Raw genomic sequence first — 18,542 nt, 5'->3', positions numbered from 1 at the left:
TTATGATCCTCAAATCTACATACCTCCTGAAAATGACCCCGAGAATTTACGTTTTTTGCAGTGAAAGTCAAACTTAGAAGTAACTCCTTAAACAAGGAGTTTTGGTACTAAGGTCCAATATATAATATAAACTAGATGCTTGAATGAGGTTGCCAAAATGTTCGCACATTTTCTACAAAAGTTTGAATCAGATTTACGCAGTTACTGTCGTATGCTTACAGGAACGCCCTGGGATGCGGATGACCTTTATCAAGAGACGCTTTTGAAAGCGCTGAAGGCAGAGACAAAGCTTTTTCAGCATCCATCACCAAGGGCGCTGTTGTTCCGAATTGCCTCGAACGCTTGGATTGATGAATGTCGCAAAAGAAAAGCCGATGTTGGTCTGCCCGACGGTTATGAGGCCATATCTGTAGATCTTGATGTGTATTCGTTTGATATTAAAGATTCCCTAGAGTTATTGGTTTCTGTAGTTCCACCATTCCAGGTAGTTGTTTTTTTATTGGCAGATGTTTTCGAATACACGTCTAGGGAAATTGCAGACATGCTCCAGACAACGGAAGGTGCGGCAAAAGCCTCTCTACATCGAGCACGCAAGCGATTAACTACCCTTGCACTAGAAGAAGACGAAGCAGAGAAGGTTTCCACTGCCACACGAAAGAACATGGAGAAGCAAGCCGTATTGATCCAACAGTTTCTAGAAGCGTTTCGCCTTCAGGAACCGAGGTGGATAGCCGACGCGTACCGTCGCCTTACTCAGCTCGGTATTCATGCAGAGCGTTATTTGCTATCAGGTCAGATATATTTTACTTTCCGTGATCTTGAAGGGAATGCATTCACTATTATAGCTGAACGAAAAACGGAAATTATTAATAATTGATTACCGGAACGTATCGTTTGTACGTCCTAATCCGTGTATGAAGTGATGAAGATCATCATCTAAAATCGAAGGGAGTTAAAGAAAAATGAAAATCAAAAATCGAATCAACACTTGTTTCATTCATCTGAAAGATCTAAAGAAAGCGAAAGAATGGTATAAAATGGTATTCCCTTTTGAGGTAGATGCAGAGGGAGAAGACTTCCTCTCGTTTAAAATGGAAGGAACGGGTCTGCTTTTACTACAGACACATCATAAGGACATTTCACCCCTACCGTATTCGGTCTTTTTCTTTGAAACATCCGATGTGGATCAAGTCTTTCAGGAGCTAACCCAAAAGGGTGTGAAAACGGATGGAATTGAGGCGTTTCCAGATGGGATGCGCGGTTGCCATGTTTACGACCCAGAAGGCAATATGTTACTTGTCTGCACGCCTCCTAGCGCATAACGGGAGATTAGTTAAGGTTCTTTCAAGGCCATCCATTAAGGATGGCCATATTTTCATAACTTGCCGTTTCAGACAGCGCGGAGAACCGTATCATAAGTAACGGCAAGTTTTTCACTCCAGCATGTAGAAACAGTTATAGTGAATTATGCAGCGGTTCGCTTATGACGGCAACTACGACAACCTCTTTGAAGATGTCAGCTTCTATATGGATACTGACTGGAAATTGGGGTTTACCGGAAGGAACAGCAGAGGGAAGACTACGTTTTTGAATTTGCTTATGGGGAAATACGGGTATAACGGTACGATATCCGCCCAGGTGCAGTTTGAATACTTCCCGTTCCCTGTAAGCGATATATAATGGAAAGTTCTGGATGTGATCGCGGACCTGTACCCGGACTATGTTCATTGGGAGCTCATCAGAGAGATGTCTCTCCTTGGTCTGGCCGAAGAGGTGTTGTACCGGTCCTTCAACACCCTGTCGAACGGAGAGAGGACCAAGATGATGCTTGCGGCATTGTTCTTAAAGGAGAACCGTTTTCTGTTGATAGACGAACCGACTAACCACCTGAATCTTGAAGGACGGATGCTAGTCAGCCGTTATTTGAAATCGAAGAGTGGCTTTATTCTGGTTTCCCACGATCGCGCCTTCCTGGATCACTGCGTAGACCATATTCTGTCCATCAATAAAACGAACATCGAGATAATGAAAGGGAATTTCTCCGATTGGTGGGAACAGAAGGAGAGACAAGACCAATACGAATTAGCGGAGAACGAAAAGCTCCGGAAGGACATCAAACGACTAGCCCAGGCAGCAAAACGAACGGCAAGTTGGTCGCATGAAGTGGAAAAAACGAAAAACGGCATGCGCAATTCCGGCTCCAAAGTCGATAAAGGCTATATCGGGCACAAAGCGGCCAAAATGATGCAGCGCTCCAAAAATCTCGAGCACCGTCAGCAAGCGGCAATCGAGGAAAAATCGGGCCTTCTGAAAAATATCGAAACCTCTGAAAATCTAAAGCTAAGGCAGCTGCTTTATCACAAGAATCAACTGGTGCAATTGGACCGTGTTTCTATCTCCTATGGGGGTCAAGACGCATGTACTGATGTGAGCTTTACTATTGAAAAGGGGGATCGGATCGCGCTTTCGGGCCGAAATGGATCGGGTAAATCGAGCATTCTCAAACTGATTCGCGGTGAAGATTTTACGTATACGGGTACCCTGCGGATCGGAAGCCAATTGAAAATCTCTTATGTCTCGCAGGAAACCGACCACCTTCAGGGTACGTTGACAGATTATGCTGAAGCCCAGGGGATTGAGGAAAGTCTCTTCAAAAGCATTCTCCGCAAGCTGGATTTCTCTCGGATTCAATTCGAGAAGGACTTAACCTCGTTCAGTGAAGGCCAGAAGAAAAAAGTGCTGATTGCCAAGAGCTTATGCGAAAAAGTCCATCTTCATATCTGGGACGAACCGCTGAATTTCATCGATGTCATCTCCCGGATGCAAATTGAACAACTCCTTCTGGAGTATGCCCCAACGATCATTTTTGTCGAGCATGACCGTGAATTTTTCGGCAGAATTGCAACGAAGATTGTAGATTTAGGATAGGAAAGAGATTTTAGATACGCCGTTCTTACCTCGGGAATGTTATCAAGTTCTTGTCAAAACAAAATGACAAGAAGGAAACCGGCAGCGTATCGTATGTAAATCAGCGTGATCTAACATTTAATTGATTATGGCCTATGATAATCGACGGGAGAAATAGCTTAACCATACGTATTGTTACAAGTGAAAAAATTTTACGATGCCCACAATCTCAACGGATGGGATCCATAAATTAATCCTCATGAGTTGTCGGGGGACAAGAACATGGTTCCTTTGAAAGTCGCTAATAGCGGCTTTTTTTGTTTTTACGGTACAAGTTCTTGTCCTGAGCCAAAGACAAGAATTTGTACCAATTGCCATTAAGGACAAGAAGATAGTCCGATTACCGATTATTTAATTTAACTACTAATATCTAACGTTTATATTTTCGAGAAGAAAAACGATTAAGTTACGGTCGCTCACATTAATCCCCCTGAAATCATATAATAAGTTTAGCGAACTACTAGACTAGGGATATACCAATAATTCAAGTGGCATTACATTTGTGTACTGATCGACTTATTCAACAGAGAAATCATCGGTCACAGTGCAGGTCCACGTAAGGACGCTGCTCTGATTTCTCGTGCCTTCGCCACAGTAGAAGGCGATTTAAACGACATTCAGTGGTTTCACACGGATCGTGGAAGTGAGTTTAAAAACCAGACCATGGATACCATGTTAAAGACCTTTAATATTGGTCGTTCGTTGAGCACGAAAGGCTGTCCAAACGACAACGCCGTTGCTGAAGCGACCTACAAAGTAATGAAAAACCGAGTTCATTAATCAAATGAATTTTCAAAGTCTTCAGCATCTAAATGTAGAATTATATGATTATGTGAACTGGTTTAACAGACATCGAGTTCATGGCTCGCTAGATTACATGACACCGGTTCAGTACAAAGCTGCTACCCTTAAGAAAGTTGTCTGATTTACTGTTGACAGTCCAGCTACACTTTTCCAAGGATGAGGTTGCAGGCTTGATGGATGATACAACCTCATATGTATGGAGGACGTACCAATGGTGAGCTTATTGAAATGCCTTATTCTGATTCTGAATATCATCAAAAATTTCTATATGATGCCGATTTTATAAACAAGGGGTGAGATTTCACTTAACAAGGTACTTGGTGAGAGTAGTACGTCCAGCAATTTGAATGAGGTATATCCGCAGGAAAGCTATGCCTTCGTCGAATACCATATCAGTGGCATCGACCCGGCTGTCGAGGGAATGGACTGGCGAAGTCTTCGCCTAGTGTTCGAGAAGATTGGTCAGGATCACGCACTGGTTGGAACTTCATGATCAATGGACACCATAAAATGATGAAATCAAACCACCGTATGCTGATTGCAGGCGTTGGTTTGTTGTTTGCTAGCATAGATCTATAATGTTATAGGCACCTGAACATGACTTGTTGTCGGGGGACAAGAACATGATCCTTTTGAAAGTCGCTATTCGCGGCTTTTTTTTGTTTTAACGGAACAAGTTCTTGTCTCGAGCCAAAGACAAGAACTTGTTCCGATTACCGATTATATAACCATCTAAATATGTTTCCAGTGCAACTTCATTAAGCTAATGGGCAGGTTAGTTGAAGATCAATCGTACTGAACCGTATCATAAATAGGGTGAAAAGGGGGGGAGCTACCCACAACTGGCGGAAAAGCCGAATAAAACGGGCTGCTGCGTGTTTCTTGGAGGTACAGATAAAGGGAAAGACCGGTTCAGTCCCTTGTCGTTTTCGAATATACAGCCCAGAGAAGCGATCAAGTTAATGAAACTTTACTAGTGGCTAGGGTCGCTTTTTGTTCTTTCCGCAAGCTTCGTAATCGATTCAATGTCTTGATCGGTTAATTGATCCAGAAAATACTTGCGTATTGCCATTGAGACGATGGGCAGGGCCTCATCCAAAGCTGCTTTTCCGGCAGGAGTAATGATGACCTGGACACCACGATCTGCGTCTAATGGCTCCCTTTTAACAAGGCCCCGTTTTTCCATCCGCGTCAAATGATGGGATAATCTGCTCTTATCCCAGTTCATCGAGTCGGCTAGTTGTTGTTGGCGAAGCTTGCCATCTCCGAATTGGATTAACCGATCTAGTATTCCAAAGTCTCCTTCTGATAGTCCTGTATGTTCAGAAAGCTCCTTAACAACGCGACCGAAGATTCGTTTAAAGGAGCCTTTCCACATATTCCATATTCGCATTTCATCTTCGTTTACTTTGTTGATATCCATGTAAGTATAATATCATGGTTGACACATCAACCACAAGGTGTTAACTTATATCCAAGTTGATGTGTCAACCTCAGAGAAAACTGTCGAGTAACAAGTTGATGTATTAACCTGTTAAATCCCCACTAAAGGAGTTGTTTCTTATGCAGGATAAACCCGTGGCCTTGGTCACCGGAGCCAATAAAAGAATCGGTCTTCAAATCGCCAAAGATCTCACGGCTCACGGGGCTTCACTGTGCTCGTCGGCTCCCGCAATCTCGAGAAAGGGGAGACGGCCGCGAAGAATGTCGGCGAGGATGCCCATGCCCTCCAACTTGACGTTACAAATCAGGATTCTATCTCCGCCGCGGCAGAGCGCATCCGGAGTGAGCTCGGTCGTCTCGATGTGCTCGTGAACAATGCGGGCATATCGCACCAAGGTCAGCCGGGCAGGCCTCTTAAGGAGGTCGGGAAGTCGGGGCGCCCAAGCGTGGCCTCTCTAGAAGAGGTGCGAGCAGTGTTCGAGACGAACGTGTTCGGCGTCATCACCGTCACTCAAGCGATGCTACCGCTCCTTCGTGAACCGCCGACATCGCGTATCGTCAACGTATCAAGCGGTTCGGGCTCGCTGACCTTGAACGCGAATCCGACTAATTCACATCGCGAGATGTTCGGCGCCGTTTACAGCCCTTCGAAGACGGCTCTCAATGCGATTACGCTCGCCTTTGCCATTGAACTCGAGTCGACAGGCATTACGGTCAATGCGGTATGCCCGGGCTTCACCGCGACGGATCTCAACAACTTTGAGGGCACGGGGACCGTCGAGCAAGCCGCGCGACACCCCGTGCTCCTTGCACTCCTCAACGAGGACGGTCCAACGGGCACATTCTAAAACGAAAGACACCAACTCCCGTGGTGACGCAGTCTCGAGTAGTACTGGCTCACCGAGTTATGTGTAGACAACCTGAAGGCGTGAATGCCTTCCCAATATCCTTAAGGAGTGTGCAATCAAATGGAATATGTAAAACTTGGACGCAGCGGGTTAGAGGTCTCAAAGTTAAGTCTTGGAACCATGAGCTTCGGAATACCTGAACGTGGCAATACCCCATGGTCTCTGGATGAGGAGCAAAGCAGACCGATCATTAAGAAGGCACTCGAATCGGGCATCAACTTTTTCAGCACCGCCAACATGTATTCCGACGGAACAAGCGAAGAAATTCTCGGGCGTGCTCTAAAGGACTTTGCTCATCGGGACGAAGTCGTCATAGCAACAAAGGTATTTGTTCCGATGCGCAAAGGTCCGAATGCTGTGGGACTTTCCCGTAAAGCTATCATGACCGAAATTGATAACAGTCTAAGACGACTCGGAACAGACTATGTCGATTTGTACCAGATTCATCGGTGGGATCCTAATACGCCAATTGAGGAGACCATGGAGGCTCTTCACGATTTAGTTAAGGCGGGCAAGGTCAGATACATCGGAGCATCCTCCATGCTGGCATGGCAGTTTGCGAAAGCTCAGCATGTAGCAGAGCGCAACGGCTGGACACGGTTCGTTTCCATGGAGAATAGATTAAACCTGCTCTATCGGGAAGAAGAACGAGAAATGCTCCCCCTTTGCAGAGACGAGGGAGTTAGCGTCACTCCTTACCTGCCTTTGGCTGCAGGCCGATTAACTCGGGATTGGAATGAGCAGACCGCGCGATCAGAGAAGGACCAGGTAGCAAAGGCTTTGTTTAATAAAACGGAAGAGGCTGATCGCAAAGTCGCGGAAAGAGTTGCGGAAATTGCCGCTAACCGGGGAATTTTGCGCGTACAAATTGCACTTGCATGGTTGCTGCAAAAGGAAGAGGTCACAGCGCCGATTATGGGTTCGACCAAAATCAGCCATCTGGAAGATGCGGTTTTGGCTTTGTCGGTTAAATTAACTTCTGAAGAAATTACCCGTTTAGAAGAACTGTATATTCCACATCCATTCGTATAAATTTGATGCAAGTAAAGTGTGCATCTGCTAATCATGCAAAGCCTAATTCTTATATGTTCAATTCTATGGAAAGAACTCTTCATGCTATTTCTCATGAAGAGTTCTTTTGCTTTTGTGGTGATACGGAGAACCGTACCCTAAGTAGGGGGTGTCGTGAAGGGGGGAGGCTTATAGGTTCGTTATTAAGTAGGGATGCTAAAGAGATTTGTTATCCCTTCCACCTGTTAAATCACTGGAAGCGCGAGCAATATGGACGTCGGCTTCCGCGAGTGGGTCAGATGGCACTCAAGGATATGTGCGTGCAAAAGACTTGGAAACAGAAATATTTGGGGTCTACTCGAATACAGGAGTTCATAAATGGCATGATGATGTAACCGATGTTCCAACGAAAGTGATGTTGGACTTTGTCTGTAAGCCAATTGGTGGGCATTTAGATTATGTTACTAAACCGAATTTTGAATTGAAATTGAATATAACCATATAATCATTGAACTAACGGGCAGATTTGCAAAATACTTAATTGTATAATCATGGTAGAATATTGCTTGTGAAAATACATTTTTCAGGAGGTCGTTATGTTTCTGTCCGGGTATGGACGATGATGGACGAGCTGCTGATTTTGTTCTGGTATTTGGTAGTTACAGCCCCAAGAGTGAGGGTTCCAAAGGCAGTAGAACTCTATAAAGCTGTCGGGTGACAAAAACATAGTAACATTAGAAGCCGCTGATTACGCGGCTTTTTTATTTTATGTTATCAAGTTCTTGTCAAAACACAATGACAAGAACTTGATAACATTCCCGACAGATGACAAGAACATTGTTACATTCCCGATATGATTTCATCGACGGCGGCAGACCCCTCTTTTTTAAAAACTAACGGGCAGTTTAACGCAATGGATCATATCGCTGTGCGGCGCAAATGGATAATATTGTGAGGAACTGTTATAAAAGGTGTTGTAAAAATACCAGCAACTTGGACAGTTAGTGTTATCAGAAGGGGGCTTTCCCCTTGTAAGAATTAATCTTACACATGTTTGCAGAAGATGAACTAATTCGATCAGAGTAGACCGAGATCATTCATATGAGATGTATGAGTTTTGTTTCCCGCTTTATCTGATCTAAAACGTTCTAGAGAGGAAACACTAAACAATGTTGTTAAAGCCTCAAATCACTATCTGCATAAAACAGAGGAAATAAACTGGTTTATGGGAACAGCTCAATCAAATAAAGACTATATATTATCGGCAATTGAAAAGCATTTTGGTCTGTCATGAAGCGACTACTTAATTAAGTAGTCGTCTTCTTTATTAAGATAACAGGAGACGTTAGTTCAGATACTTCTTGGAGCAGTTTACCACAGCGACAGCTGCTTCTTCTTTTATTTTGGCTTCTACTACGATGATCCAAAGGGTTCTAAGAAAATATCTAAGTTTCATACAGAATCAGGCCGATATATAGTTGATAATACTACTAATATTGGAAACTCGGAGGATTCTATGTTAAAAAAAATGATGTTGTTAATTTCCTTGGTTATGTTACTTACTGCTTGCTCTAACGAATCGAAGGTGGCAGATGAATCAAAAGTCCCGCCATTATTTAAAGCTGTTCGAGATAAAGATACAGCTAAAGTTAAGGAGTTAGCTAAAGGTTATCCAGAATCTATAAATGAGCTTTACCAAGGAGAATCTGCACTTCATTCAGCGATTTTCTCCGGTGAAATCGAGATCATTCAATCGTTGGTCGAAGCGGGTGCCGACATTACATTGAAAAATGAATCCGGAGAAAGTCCTTTTTTTGTTGCAGCAGATTTAGCCAATGTAAAGGCGATACATTACTTTTTGGATAAGGGAGCCAATCCAAACGAGGTGAATTTAGTAGGAGATACTCCAATGATGAAATTTGCCGTTCGAGGAGGCATTCCCCTTGATGTATTTCTCGAAGTATTGGATCGAATGATAGATGAGGGTGCGGATTTAACGATAAAGAATAATCAAGGGGATACCTTTTATTCTAAGGTTAAGCCAATGTTAGAAACACAGAACACCGTTAATGAGATAGAGAAGCGGCTGCCAGACATTCAAAGTGATGAAATTAAAGTATTGGATACACTAGACAGTCATCCAGACTCTAGCGCCTTTAGAACAATCTACGGAGACATTTTAGGGTGCCCGAATAGTGGGATGGGGGCAATGGTTGTAAGTATAGGTGGAGTTGTTCATGCTATTAACGGTATTGCGATAGGATATTATAAAAATCTCCCTGAATATACTGGAGAACACTTTGATGAGTATGTGTCGGCTTGTAAAAAAGGGTTAGAGGAAACCAAACTGGATCCAGTAATTGAACCATGAACAAGAATTTGATGGCATATTACGTTTTGATTGCTCACAGTTGAATGTAAGTGACGAAGTCTGCATTCGGTAATCGGCATGTTCTTGTCCTTTTCGGCAATCGGGACAAGAACTTGTACCGATAAAACAAAAAAGCCGCTATTTTAGCGACATTCAATGTTTATCTGCAAACAATACTGAGTAATGCCGGGTGACAAAAACATAGTAACATTAGAGTTGTCAAACCCGATGACAAGAACATTGTTACATTCCCGATATGGTTTCTCATCGACGACGGCTAAGAAAGAGGATTAGACAATAGATATTATTAATAGCTAGGTTAATAACAGGCGTTAATTATTTTGAAAGGTGGGAATAAACATGTTAAAGATTATAATATTAGCATTGATTCCAACACAGGAGCACAGGGGAAATACATACAAAATACGGTGTATTTGTCCTAGTAGATGAACAAACTATTTTCAGTGAGTCTAAGATAGCACGATTATTAAAGGAAATAGGATTTAATACGAATCAATCGCTTTTTGATTATGGAATTTTTTAAAAGGATGATTCAGAATAGATGCAGATGCATAAAAATGAGAAGAAATCAATGCCTCCATATCAGGTAGTAAATAAGATAAAGTCAGGGGACAAGAATATGGTCCCATTGAAAGTCGCTAATCTAGCGGCTTTTTTTGTTTTATCGGTGCAACTTCTTAATAATTGTATCTTTTCTGAATGGAACCCTACGAAACTGCCGCATATGGTAGAATGGACCTAGCAAATGGGAATTATAGCCTATCTAGCTTATACTGAAGTGGTTATAGATCCAAGATGCAAGTTTTCTAGGTGGAGGGAATAGTTGTGAAATTAAAAAGACTCATTATCAAAAATTTTCGATCCTATAAAGAAGAAATTCAAATTCCGATTGATGATTTTACGGCTCTTATTGGGAAGAACGATATTGGCAAATCAACCATTCTCGAAGCAATGGAGATCTTTTTTAACAATAAACTAATCAAACTGGAGTCATCAGATGCCTGCGTACATAACTCAGAGAAAGAAGTGGTCATTGGGTGTATGTTTTCGGACTTTCCTGAACAAGTTATCTTGGATTCGCAATCCCCAACTACCTTTGCAGACGAATATTTGCTCAACCCTCAAGGTGAGCTCGAAATTCATAAAATCTACGATTGTAGCCTTAAATCCCCTAAAGAGACTGTTCATGCTCATTGTAATCATCCACAGGCCCAGGATGGGAATGATCTAATTAAGATTAAAAATATCGATTTGAAGAAGCGCGCAAGGGAACTTGGTATCGATTTAGGCACGATTGACCAACGTTCCAACCCGGCCTTACGTCAAGCTATTCGCGATCAAATTCCCGAACTCCAACTTGAAGAGCAGCTCGTATCTTTAAATGAGGAGAATGCTAATTCCATGTGGGGGAGCATTGAAAAGTTACTTCCACAGTTTGCTTTATTCCAGGCCGACCGTCCCAGTAAAGATGAAGACTCCGAAGTCCAGGATCCGATGAAGTTCGCCATCGAACAAGCCATTAAAACCGTTGAGCATGATCTTGAACAAATCAAAGAAACGGTTCACCGACAGGTTATGGACGTGGCAACTAGAACACTAGAAAAGCTTAGACAAATGGATCCTGCACTTGCAACGGAGTTAGCTCCTCAATTCAAGTCTGAGCCGAAGTGGGAAGGCATTTTTAAGCTATCTTTGACTGGTGATGATCAAATCCCTATTAATAAACGTGGGAGCGGTGTACGCCGACTTGTTCTTCTAAACTTCTTCCGAGCGGAAGTTGAACGTAAACAGGCCGCTGCTGGCAATCCAGGGGTCATCTATGCTATTGAAGAGCCCGAAACAGCCCAGCATCCAAATAATCAAAAGATGCTAGTAGAAGCCCTATTAGAACTTTCCCAAACCGAAAATTGCCAAGTGATGATTACTACCCATGTTCCTGGACTTGCTGGCCTCATTGATATTAGAAATCTGAGATACATTGAGAAGGACTTCGATGGAAATAGACAAATCACCCATAACACTGATACTGTTTATCAAAAGATTGCTGATCAGTTAGGCGTCATTCCAGACCAACGGGTTAAAGTGTTTGTATGCGTGGAAGGACCGCATGATATTCGGTTTTTAAAGCATGTTAGCCGTATGCTGCGGAATCTAAATCCGATATTTCCCGACTTAGAAAATGATCCACGAATCATCATGCTGCACCTCGGCGGAAGCACATTAAAGGACTGGGTATCTTCTAACTATCTTAAAGCGTTAGGGATCCCTGAAGTACATATCTATGATCGGGATGAAGGTACTCAGCCTAAATACATAAAGGAAGTGAGAATGGTTAATAGCAGGGGGAATGGTTCAATAGCGTTTTACACAAGTAAACGGGAAATGGAGAATTACCTGCATCCTGCAGCAATCGCTGCCGAATATAATTTTGAACTAACATTCACTGAAATGGATGATGTTCCCGCCATGGTGGCTAAAATGCAACATGAAGCTAATTCGGATAATCCATGGGGCTTGCTTGACGATAGAAAGATGAAGAACAAAGTATCCCAGGCTAAAAAGAGGCTGAATCATGAAGTCGCTATGAAAATGACATACGAACAACTATGTGAGATTGATACTAGTAGAGATATAGAAAGCTGGTTGGGAGCCATCATGGCAATTCTGGGCATTCATGAAGCCCATGAAATGGCAGCCCCTTCGTTAGAAGCTTAATCATACAAAAGGAACAATAGAACTATTATCTTAATGAAAATTATTTGCGCTTCGCTTGAATGTTGCTACAAACATAGTGAAACTTCAACAAATGAATTAAACTGAGGAAATATTCACATTAACATCGACGTAATAACAAGCGTTAAGTTAGAAAATAAAAGAGTAGCCCTTAAACCCACACGAGCTAGAGTTTGAGCGCATTGAAAAAACAATCAAATTACACTTCTTAATTCAAAACAAAGATATTTGACTAATGTCAGATTTTATCAAAAACTGAAACAATAAAGTTATCATATCCGACCAAAGGAGTATTTTGACAATGTCCATTGAGGTAACAGGAACGCAAGGCTACGACTATCAGTACCTACAGACAGTTTATCTAGCTCTCCTTATGTGGGGGCGAGATGGTCTTGAGCTCATCGTGGAAAAGAAAGATGGAGAGGATGCGGAGCTTCATTTTACATTTGAAGGGAATACGGTAACGATTGAAATCCAGGTGAAAAGTGAAGAAGGTAATCTTGAAATTGACTCCCTCGCCAAGTGGGTCGGACACTTCCCCGATAAAAAGGAAAGAGGTAATTTACTGGAGCGAATCCAGAACGATACTCAGCGACGGGCATTGTTCATTACCAAAAGTCGCTGTTCGGATTACATACAGAGCTTTCACAGTCCAATTGGTAACATTGAGGAGCACCCAAAATCTCCGCTCCAGGGGCAACTTGCGGACATATTTTTAAATGCATTCTCAAAAGCATTTGAAGAGAAAACGCAGACGCCATTAAAGAAGAGACGAGATGATTTCTGTAAACTGCAGGCTTTGCAGTTGAGGAAAAATAAAGGAGAGATTCGTGAGATTGCCCGGCGCATTCTGATTTGGGAGCGTGCAGACGTGACCTCAATCCAAGCAGAAGTGATTCGCTTGCTGAAGCTTCATCATATCCCGGAACAAGTAGCTCCTACGGTAATTTCCGAGATGGAACATGCGGTAAGAATGGCTCGGGATGAAAGGGGAGACGTCATTCCTCTTATGAGAGAATTATTGAACGGCTATGCAGGTAACCGTGCTTTCTCTCGGCCTGTTCACGTGGCACGGGAGGGAATCGACATTTTCAACCGAGACCTGGAAGAAAATCACGTGTTACTTCTTACTGGAATTTCGTTCTGCGGGAAATCGCATATGGCCGAGTGGATAGCCGAACAACTTCGTGCTCATCAAGGCTTTACCTATGCAAAAGAAAATCAATTGGATTCAGCTTACAGATATCTTATGGCTGCGAGCAGCGAAAGCCGAATTTGTTTTCTTGAGGACCCTTTCGGTCACACAATTCTCAACTCGGATGCTGTGAATACATGGTCTCGCCTACATGACCTCACGATACAACTGGCTCCACACCGAAAGCTCATCGTTACTTCAAGGAAAGACCTGGTGCAATCTCTTAGCGGCTGTTCTTCTCCTGAAGCTTGGTCTTTGGGTGAATGCCGGTGGAGAGACCTCACCGTGTTCGACTCACAATACGCTATCGATGTTTGGTCTGCTTATTCGAGTAAAAAGCACTTGCCGGATAATGTACGGTACATTATGGTGGAAGGAATGAGAATGAATACTTCAGCCGTATTGCAACCAGGACAAATCCGTCACTTGGCGTTTAGTGAGCAGGCTAAACTATTAGACAGGAGTTTCGAGGAACTGGCAAGTCTGGCCAGGGTCGACGCTGATCAACTGGGACAATCCTTTCTGAACCGGAAACCGACTGAACAGATATTACTAATGACTATGGTGCTCGGCAACCGTGTAGGTTTTGGAATGATGGAGGAAGACTTTCATTATCACTTGCAATCCGTATATGACGAATTGGGATTGTCGGAGGGTATCGGACAATCTGAGGCCTTCTGCGAGGAACTGGAGCGGGCGGGATATGTTCAATCTGTTAATAGCCAATGGATGTTTTCTCACCCCACATATTATGAAGCAGCGATGCATGTTGTAGAGAATCAACAAAGATTAGGGCAGAAACGCCTACTTGTTATCCTCCGTCACCTACTTAGTAGCCAATCTGTCACTATCATACTTAACGCCATTCGTAGTTTTGAGCGAATATATGTAGCATATGCGGGGAATGACATCCGTGGTGAGGTCAGAAAGATGGCCCTACAAGCTTTAACAAACCCTTATCCGACTATGCGTGACGAAGCCCTAGTTTTATTAGCCTCTCGGATCAAGGAGTTGCCAACTTCCGAAGTAACAGAGATCATGAGCTATATCAAAAGCTATCATTTTTCGGACTATAAGATCGAATGGCACGATGGAATTCCAAAGCTGAGCGACTCTCCAGAATACATAGTATGGCCAAGAACGAGTGAACGCCAGACTAAAGACATCACGAAAGAAATGTTTTTAGCTATTGCCGAACGTCTCCAGTCGCCGGACGAAGCATTCAAGGTGATTCCCGAGGAAGCATGGCAGCTTGCCCGTGATTTGGATGTTTATGAATTGGATGTCCAGGTCAAGCTACCGGTACTTAAGCAGCTGTTAACTTACAAAGAAGCGTTTATTCGTGAGACGGCAGCCTTTAGTCTCGTTTACGAGTATGGTGAGGACCGGAGACACCTCGATCTTGTTTTAAGCGATCCACATCCTTTCGTCGTACTGCAAGGTATTCAAGGCTGTTTTCAGGGGTGGAACAACTGGAGCTTGGAAACGCGTGAATGGGTTCGTAAAAAACTTCAAGAAGTGTTAATGGTCAAAGTTAACTGCGTGGCGGTCCATGAGTTCATGATCCAATTCTCTCAGAAGCCACATCGGTTTCGATTGAATTGGGTGGGGATATCCCCGGAGGAAAGGGCCGATCTTCATCGTCTATGGGGTACGCTTCTCCCTGTTTTTCTAGAGAATGTGCCTGACGAATTTCTGGAAATTGACGAAGCTTATTTATTCGAAACGACATCGAAAGCTGCCTCCGTGTTCACTGAAGATCAAGTGGTGCGCATTACCGAGGCGTGGGTAGAATGGGTAGAACGAACAATCTCGCACAAACGTCCTAGTGACTACGGAATGGGCTACCTTGATTTTTTACTGGTTCATACAACCAGGAGCATTACTTATAGAGAGCAACTGGCTACACGTCTATTGAGCCACCAAACTTCTTATATCGTATCCATGTCACTCGCCGAGTACGCAAATTACTGGCCCCGCCTTCATAATCAAGAGCGTGCTCAAGTCATGAAGGTATTACAGAGCGACCGAAGTGATGTTCGCTGGCTTAAAGCCGTTGCTCTTACACGAGAAGAGGTATCGCCTGAGATATGCCTTCTCCTACTTGGGAACTCGGAAGCACTAACTTTACCTATTGCCGTTACTGAACTGATTTCAAAGACAGACTCAGAATTAATAATGGACTGTATTGAGGTGTACGGAGCGGATCGTGGGGAACTTTACAACCTTGTTGGTACATCTCGGGATTACCGTTGGCCATCTGTAGCTTTGGAAATACTAAAGTATCCTGAGCATACCGCGTTCCCTACGGCACTCGCCTATGCGTTGAGGCGAGTAATTAGTACGTTTGCAAACAATAGCTTTAAGGAATTTGTTCTTCAATCATGTACTAATATTTGTAAATATGGGCCGAAGAGCGCTGTACTACTGATGGTAGAAATTATTCTTCACTGGACAGTAAGAGTTAACGGAGCAGAAAGCCGTGAATTATGGGAGATGCTCTACCAGAATCTCGATGAAAAGGAGACAGAGGAGATCACCGCTAAATTAGCAGATGTCATTGAAGCTATCAGCATTAACTGTGATTCGCCAACCGAGATAATTGGAGTTCGTGCATACTCTCTTTTGCTCAATCATTATTTAAGTTCCGACAAGATTATATGGTATCTTTTCAAGAATAACGGTTTTATCAAAGAAGGAATTATTACCGTTTTAGATTTGATGTTTAATAAAGAACCACCAAGGGTACATTTAAGCTACGAAATTGTAGAGGGTCACTTTAGATATAGAGAGGATGACGGTGTCCCAGACTTGTTATCCAAGGTAGAGGTACTGCGAAAAGAATTAATCCGAACAGCCTCTGTCAAAAATGGTGCGTTTTATTACAAGGAACCGCTTGAAGGGTGGGTAGAGTAACCGAGGCTCAATTACAAGATGCAAGGTACAAGTGAACTCTGAAGGGTGTTTAAGAAAGGTCCATTTATTGATCAAAGAAGGTAATGTGCTGTTCAGATACAGATTAATTTTTCTGAAATGCAGCCAACTTCGTACGAAAGTTGGCTGCATTTATTAAATTCAATTCGAATCTATACTGTCGAACGACAAGAACCTGGGACGATATCGAAAATGTACTAAAGCCCGATCGTTCGGGCTTTTTATTTTAATGAGGTAAGATTTGTGTCATGAAAAAAATGCACAAATGTGGCCCCATTATGGTTTTTTGACATAAAAGTGGATACATAACTGGAAACTCGGAATACAGGCAGGATATATGAAGCCTATCGGGAGGAGAATGGGACATTATTTGGACATGCTTCTGATCTGCGAAAACTTCGCCATACTTTTCACCTTCATTGTCAGGATGATTTTCTTCTGGACTTAATATCCCTGGTTTCATCTTTTCATATTATATAGTAGTGCCTGGCAGTTCTTTTTCAGTATCTAATTATGGTGTGACCCCTTTCTTTAGGCAATAAGAGATAGAAGGATACGATACCATTCCTGTCGAATTTCTTATAAATGCGTCGATGGCTGGAGATGGAGGAAGTCAGGGTATTAATAAAGCTACCGGCACATGAAATTTTAATCTAACGAGGGAATGTGTGACGAGTATGAAACTGTTCGACATTATTTCCAGATCGATTGTTCACACTACTTACGGGCTCTAATAAGCAAATCTATACTGAGGCCCTGTTTGTTGCTATACGATTAGGCACAGACAGGGCGCTTTGGCATTCGCTTTAACAGCTGCTGGAGATGCTCATCAATAATTTATGGAACTTCGAAGAGAACATGGCGTGTCTTCAGATCTTGAGAATACATATGTACAAAATACGAGTTTTGTGTAAAAGTAATAATGAAAAAGGTCAGTCGCGCTTAATCGACGCTTAATTTCTCAATTAGTTCAATTTTATTAGTTAAGTTAAATTGTTGCAATTGTGCATGCACTTCTTTATTTATTTGTAAGTTTCATTATCATTTCATTTCGCCTTTTAAAATTCATGTAATCTGTTTTGTTTAACTGTGCTCTGAATGATCATATGTTAATGATCAAATTTTTTCACTAAGAATCTTTACATACAAACATCTCAGATTCACGAATCAACAACTTTGGTGTCTTTTTGTATTATCTCAATTACATATTATTAATATGGTTAATCATGTGAAAAATTATACAATCACCCTATATATCTTTATTCTTTTAGTAATTGTTACGAACATGCACTGGTATCATTTAAATCCTCTGCTCAACTTTTGTATCAACTTCACCTTATCATCAAGGTTGAACTTCCAGATCCTTCAAATTAAGTACCTTGATGAGATGATTGAGATAATGATAAGATTCCTTAGTAATAACCACGATCAACTAAACCATAAGGAGCGCATGTCCGTTGAATCTTCAAGATCTGAATCAGTTAAAGAGTCTTTTTGCTAAGCACGCTGACCCCACTCTATCGCACAAAATGAAAGCTTATATGCGTAATCAATTTGAGTTCTTCGGCATTCCGTCCCCATTAAGAAAAGAACTCACGACTCAATTTCTTAAAGAGTACGGTTATCCGAATGAAGATCTGGTTGTTGAAGTAATAACAGCAATGTGGCATATGGATGAAAGAGAGTTTCAGAATGCAGCACTACAGATCATGGATATGAGAAAACGTAAGTTCCATTTGGATGATATTCAATTGATCGAACAGCTTATTACCGAGAAGTCCTGGTGGGATACCGTGGACCATATTGCCTCCAATCATGCTGGACACTATTTTTCACTATTTCCCGAACAATTGTTTATCGCAGATCGCTGGATGGCGTCTGATAACTTTTGGCTTCAACGAACAGCTATTCTGTATCAGTTAAAGTATGGACACAATACAGATACTGAGAGATTATTCAACTACATTAATATGGTGGCGGATTCCAATGAATTCTTCATTCAAAAAGCCATTGGTTGGAGCCTTCGACAATACAGCAAATTCAACCCGGAAGCAGTTATACATTTCGTGAATACGACCTCCCTATCCAACTTAAGCAAGCGGGAAGCATTCAAGGTCTTGAACCGAAAAAGCTCTTCTACTTAATGAATCTACGA

The 18,542-nt window shown here is 42.4% G+C and carries 11 protein-coding genes and 2 pseudogenes; 12 read left to right on the top strand and 1 reads right to left on the bottom strand.

Features of this window, described 5'->3' with window-relative positions; all coding sequences use genetic code 11:
• The first annotated feature begins 157 nt into the window (after positions 1 to 157).
• The 4 genes and pseudogenes from AC3WJJ_RS01680 to AC3WJJ_RS01665 form a co-directional block, all read left to right on the top strand.
• Positions 158 to 877, top strand: coding sequence for an RNA polymerase sigma factor (locus AC3WJJ_RS01680; RefSeq protein ID WP_492537432.1), 720 nt, complete (start codon positions 158 to 160; stop codon positions 875 to 877).
• Between the two features lie 85 nt (positions 878 to 962).
• Complete coding sequence (locus AC3WJJ_RS01675; protein WP_492537431.1) at positions 963 to 1,322, top strand: VOC family protein; 360 nt, start codon at positions 963 to 965, stop codon at positions 1,320 to 1,322.
• 145 nt (positions 1,323 to 1,467) lie between these two features.
• Positions 1,468 to 2,928, top strand: a pseudogene (gene abc-f / locus AC3WJJ_RS01670) (ribosomal protection-like ABC-F family protein).
• Positions 2,929 to 3,453: 525 nt separating this feature from the next.
• A pseudogene (locus AC3WJJ_RS01665) lies at positions 3,454 to 3,892 on the top strand (transposase); the annotation flags it as partial.
• 852 nt (positions 3,893 to 4,744) lie between these two features.
• On the opposite strand, the gene AC3WJJ_RS01660 reads toward AC3WJJ_RS01665, so the two are convergent.
• Positions 4,745 to 5,194, bottom strand: a complete 450-nt coding sequence (locus AC3WJJ_RS01660) for a MarR family winged helix-turn-helix transcriptional regulator (RefSeq protein ID WP_492537429.1) — start codon at positions 5,192 to 5,194, stop codon at positions 4,745 to 4,747.
• Between the two features lie 232 nt (positions 5,195 to 5,426).
• Between AC3WJJ_RS01660 and AC3WJJ_RS01655 the strand changes: the two genes are divergently transcribed.
• The 8 genes from AC3WJJ_RS01655 (at position 5,427) to AC3WJJ_RS01620 (ending at position 18,531) form a co-directional block, all read left to right on the top strand.
• Positions 5,427 to 6,062 (top strand): SDR family NAD(P)-dependent oxidoreductase, encoded by a 636-nt coding sequence (locus AC3WJJ_RS01655; RefSeq protein WP_492537427.1) that lies wholly within the window; start codon positions 5,427 to 5,429, stop codon positions 6,060 to 6,062.
• 120 nt (positions 6,063 to 6,182) lie between these two features.
• Positions 6,183 to 7,154: an aldo/keto reductase gene (locus tag AC3WJJ_RS01650; protein ID WP_492537425.1), complete on the top strand. Its 972-nt coding sequence runs from the start codon at positions 6,183 to 6,185 to the stop codon at positions 7,152 to 7,154.
• A 205-nt stretch (positions 7,155 to 7,359) separates the two neighbouring features.
• Complete coding sequence (locus tag AC3WJJ_RS01645) at positions 7,360 to 7,638, top strand: hypothetical protein (protein WP_492537423.1); 279 nt, start codon at positions 7,360 to 7,362, stop codon at positions 7,636 to 7,638.
• Between the two features lie 63 nt (positions 7,639 to 7,701).
• Positions 7,702 to 7,851, top strand: a complete 150-nt coding sequence (locus AC3WJJ_RS01640; protein WP_492537421.1) for a hypothetical protein — start codon at positions 7,702 to 7,704, stop codon at positions 7,849 to 7,851.
• A gap of 798 nt (positions 7,852 to 8,649) precedes the next feature.
• Positions 8,650 to 9,504: an ankyrin repeat domain-containing protein gene (locus AC3WJJ_RS01635; protein ID WP_492537419.1), complete on the top strand. Its 855-nt coding sequence runs from the start codon at positions 8,650 to 8,652 to the stop codon at positions 9,502 to 9,504.
• A gap of 846 nt (positions 9,505 to 10,350) precedes the next feature.
• Positions 10,351 to 12,240: an ATP-binding protein gene (locus tag AC3WJJ_RS01630; protein WP_492537417.1), complete on the top strand. Its 1,890-nt coding sequence runs from the start codon at positions 10,351 to 10,353 to the stop codon at positions 12,238 to 12,240.
• 319 nt (positions 12,241 to 12,559) lie between these two features.
• The gene (locus tag AC3WJJ_RS01625; RefSeq protein ID WP_492537415.1) at positions 12,560 to 16,369 is read left to right on the top strand and encodes an nSTAND3 domain-containing NTPase; all 3,810 of its coding nucleotides are present in this window, start codon (positions 12,560 to 12,562) and stop codon (positions 16,367 to 16,369) included.
• Between the two features lie 1,475 nt (positions 16,370 to 17,844).
• Positions 17,845 to 18,531 (top strand): DNA alkylation repair protein, encoded by a 687-nt coding sequence (locus AC3WJJ_RS01620; protein ID WP_492537413.1) that lies wholly within the window; start codon positions 17,845 to 17,847, stop codon positions 18,529 to 18,531.
• Positions 18,532 to 18,542: the final 11 nt, after the last annotated feature.

The organism is Paenibacillus sp. FW507-14B1B, from assembly GCF_058781425.1.
Note: the sequence above shows the minus strand (reverse complement) of the source record. Positions and strands in the feature narration are given on the sequence as shown.

Coding starts and splice junctions, on each gene's coding strand:
- AC3WJJ_RS01680 (WP_492537432.1), top strand. CDS start 158: ATGTTCGCACATTTTCTACAAAAGTTTGAATCAGATTTACGCAGTTAC.
- AC3WJJ_RS01675 (WP_492537431.1), top strand. CDS start 963: ATGAAAATCAAAAATCGAATCAACACTTGTTTCATTCATCTGAAAGAT.
- AC3WJJ_RS01660 (WP_492537429.1), bottom strand. CDS start 5,194: ATGGATATCAACAAAGTAAACGAAGATGAAATGCGAATATGGAATATG.
- AC3WJJ_RS01650 (WP_492537425.1), top strand. CDS start 6,183: ATGGAATATGTAAAACTTGGACGCAGCGGGTTAGAGGTCTCAAAGTTA.
- AC3WJJ_RS01635 (WP_492537419.1), top strand. CDS start 8,650: ATGTTAAAAAAAATGATGTTGTTAATTTCCTTGGTTATGTTACTTACT.
- AC3WJJ_RS01625 (WP_492537415.1), top strand. CDS start 12,560: ATGTCCATTGAGGTAACAGGAACGCAAGGCTACGACTATCAGTACCTA.